The 3,632-nt window shown below is 67.8% G+C and carries 3 protein-coding genes; all 3 read left to right on the top strand.

Going from position 1 to position 3,632, the window contains the following annotated elements; genetic code table 11:
- On the top strand, positions 1 to 1,158 hold a 1,158-nt coding region (locus tag VKH46_14715), incomplete at its 5' end, for a glycosyl hydrolase (protein ID HKB72096.1).
- 270 nt (positions 1,159 to 1,428) lie between these two features.
- Entirely contained in the window at positions 1,429 to 2,832 is a 1,404-nt protein-coding gene (gene fumC, locus VKH46_14710; GenBank protein HKB72095.1) for a class II fumarate hydratase, read from the top strand.
- A gap of 406 nt (positions 2,833 to 3,238) precedes the next feature.
- On the top strand, positions 3,239 to 3,424 hold the full coding sequence (locus VKH46_14705; GenBank protein ID HKB72094.1) for a hypothetical protein: 186 nt from the start codon (positions 3,239 to 3,241) through the stop codon (positions 3,422 to 3,424).
- Positions 3,425 to 3,632 lie beyond the last annotated feature (208 nt).

Genomic DNA, 3,632 nt, shown 5'->3' with positions numbered 1-3,632 from the left:
GTGCGCGATCTCGCGATCCAGAAACGGGAGAACGACCTCGTCGCCGCGACGTTCGGGCGCGGGTTCTACATCCTCGACGACTACACGCCGCTCCGGTACGCGACGGCCGACGCGCTCGCGAAAGAAGCCGTTCTCTTCCCGGTCAAGAACGCGCGCGTGGCGATGCCGATGACGCCGCTCGGACTGCCCGGCAAGGCGTTCCAGGGGGACGCGTTCTACGCGGCCGCCAACCCGCCCTTCGGCGCGGTGTTCACGTACTACCTGAAGGACGAGCTCGAGACGAAGACGGCCGCGCGGCACGAGCGCGAGAAGAAGGTCGACAAGGAGGGGGGCGAGATGCCCTTCGCCTCGCTCGCCGATCTCCGCTCCGAGGCCGCCGAGGAGGATCCCGCGCTGATCTTCACGGTCGCCGACGCCGACGGCAACGTCGTTCGGCGGCTCACCGCGAAAGGGGAGAAAGGCGTGCACCGCATCGCGTGGGACCTTCGCTATCCCGCGGCCGTGCCGGTTTCGCTCAAGCCCCGCGACGCGGACCCCTTCTCGCCGCCTCCGACCGGGCCGATGGTCGTCCCGGGACGGTACACGGTCTCTCTCGCCCGGCGCGTCGACGGCAAGATCACGCCGATCGGCGAGCCGCAGACGTTCGAGGCTTCGGGGGTCGGGACGGTTCCCGCGAAGGACCGCGCCGCTCTCCTCGCGTTCGAGCAGAAGACGGCCCGGCTGCAGCGGGCCGTCCGCGGGGCCGGCGAGCTCATCGGCGAGGTCCGCGACCGGCTGGAGCACATCAAGCAGGCGGTGCTCGACACGCCCGGAAAGGACGCCTCGGCTCTCGGCGCCGAGGCGCGCGCTCTCGAGGCGCGGCTGCGCGACATCGACACGGCGCTCCGGGGGGACCATGTCGCGGCCCGGTACGAGATGCCGACGGCGCCGTCGATCACGGACCGAGTCGAGGGAATCGTCGGCACGCAGTGGACGACGACGTCCGCGCCGACGGGAACGAGCCTCGACGCCTACGCGATCGCCGCCGACGAGTTCCAGGTGCAGCTCGCCGCGCTGACGACGCTCGTCGAGAAGGACCTGCGCGGGCTCGAGGAGAAGCTGGAAGGGGCGGGGGCGCCGTGGACGCCGGGAAGAATCCCCGAGTGGAAGAAGGAATAGGCAGGCGCGGCGGCGCGCCCCCGGAAATTCGAGTCTTGTCCGCGGCGCCGGGCGCCCCATTGTCATCCTGAGGAGCGAAGCGACGAAGGATCTGCCCCGGGGGCACATCCGGCGAGCGGCGCTCTGCCTTCTCCCGGCGGGAGAAGGTGGCGAGCGGCGCTCGCCGGATGAGGGAGCCGCGGCACGGCCCGTGACTCGCGACTTCGGATTGACGCATTTGGCTCAGATCGGATCGCTGGAGGTCGATACAATCGTTTCTTCGGAGGCGACATGTCCGTACAGACGAAAGAAGGCAAACCCGGCGTCCGGATCGAGTCGGACAGCATGGGAACGATCGAGGTCCCCGCGGACCGCTACTGGGGCGCCCAGACGCAGCGCTCGCTGATCCACTTCGCGATCGGCCACGACGTGATGCCGCGAGAGCTCATCCGGGCGATCGGCATCCTGAAGAAGGCCTCGGCTCTGACGAATCGCGAGCTCGGGAAGCTCCCCGCCGACAAGGCGGACGCGATCGTTCGGGCGGCCGACGAAGTGATCGCGGGGACGCTCGACGCCCACTTCCCGCTCCGGATCTGGCAGACGGGCAGCGGCACCCAGACGAACATGAACGCCAACGAGGTGATCGGCAATCGCGCGACCGAGCTCGCGAAATCCGCCGAGCGGGTCCACCCGAACGACCACGTCAACATGTCCCAGTCGTCCAACGACACGTTCCCGACCGCGATGCACATCGCCGCCGTCGAGGAGATCCACCGCTCGCTCGTTCCGGCGGTGCGCAGGCTCCGCGACGCGCTCGCCGCGAAGGCGCGCGCCTTCGACGGGATCGTCAAGATCGGGCGAACGCACCTGATGGACGCCGTGCCGCTGACGCTGGGCCAGGAATTCTCCGGCTACGCCGCGCAGCTCGACGACGACATCAAGCGGATCGACCTCGTGCTTCCCTCTCTCTACGAGCTCGCGCTGGGCGGGACGGCCGTGGGGACGGGATTGAACACCCATCCGCGTTTCGCCGAGCTCTCCGCGAAGAAGATCGCGGAGCTGACCGGCCTTCCGTTCGTCTCGGCGCCCAACAAGTTCGCCGCGCTCGCCTCGCACGACGCGCTCGTGATGGCGAGCGGCGCTCTCCGGACGCTGGCCGTGTCGCTCATGAAGATCGCCAACGACGTGCGGTGGCTCGGCTCCGGGCCGCGCGCGGGGCTCGCCGAGCTCATCCTTCCCGCCAACGAGCCGGGGTCGTCGATCATGCCCGGCAAGGTCAACCCGACCCAGTCGGAAGCCATGACGATGGTCTGCGTGCAGGTCATGGGCAACGACGCGGCGATTGCGATCGCGGGATCGCAGGGGAACTTCGAGCTGAACGTGTTCAAGCCGCTCATCATCCACAATTTCCTCAATTCGGTGCGGCTGCTCTCGAACGCCTGCGAGATGTTCACGGCGCACTGCGTCGAAGGGATCGAGCCCAACCGCGCGCAGATCGATCGCTACGTCAAGAACTCGCTGATGCTCGTCACGGCGTTGAATCCGAAGATCGGCTACGACAAGGCGGCGAAAGTCGCCAAGAAGGCCTACCAGGAGGAGATCTCGCTCCGCGAGGCGGCGGTCGCGCTCGGATTCCTGACGGGGGAGGAGTTCGATGAGATCGTCAAGCCGGAGGACATGGTCCGACCTCACTAGGCACGCTCGCGATACAGGTCGTTATACGCGTCCGGGGCACCCGCCCACGGCTTCAACGTACGTTCTCAGTACGCCTCAGCCGTGGGCGGGTGCCCCGAACGCGTCTTCCAACCCGTCTCGCCGCGCTTTCAGATCGTCTGAACCGAATCGAAATTCGGCTCCACTGACGGTTTGGTGCGGCGACTCGTCTCGCCGAAGCCGCGCCAAAGCCTTGGCGACGGCGGGGCGAAGGCGGATGCATCGAGCGGGAGAGGGCGTTCCTCCCTGCGCCTCTCGCCATCAAGTAAACAGAACCGCGAGGCGCGGCCAGACGCGAGCGAGACGCGCACCCCTCGATGTATGGGTCCGCGCGTGCTCTCCCTTAGGCATCCGCCTTGCACTGCGTCCTCTTCGGAGGATGACATCGATGGAAGCGCAAGCGGTTCTGGACGAGATCCATTCCCCGGCCCCCGCCGTCAGCTCGCACGGCCTCTTCATGCCCTGCCCGCGATGCGGCCGGGAAGCCTTGATGTTCGTGGAGAACGACTTCACCGTCTACGAGCATCGTCCGGGCATCGGCGACGAGACCCGCGAAGTCTGCATCCTGCCGTAGCGGAGCCGGCCCCGGAGGCTTCCGATCGAGCGGCGTTCGCACCGGCACCGCTCTTGCAGATCGGAAACGTGAGGGAGGGCTGCGCGTGGACCTGGAAACGACTTTCGAAGACTACACCGACATGGTCGAGGGATCGAAGACTCCCGACGGCGGCGTGATCGCCCGGTGCCCCCGCTGCCAGCGGATGGGCCGGTTCTCGGAAATGGAC

The organism is Thermoanaerobaculia bacterium, assembly GCA_035260525.1.
Classification (GTDB): Bacteria; Acidobacteriota; Thermoanaerobaculia; order UBA5066; family DATFVB01; genus DATFVB01.
This window is presented reverse-complemented; position numbering and strand designations above follow the sequence as displayed.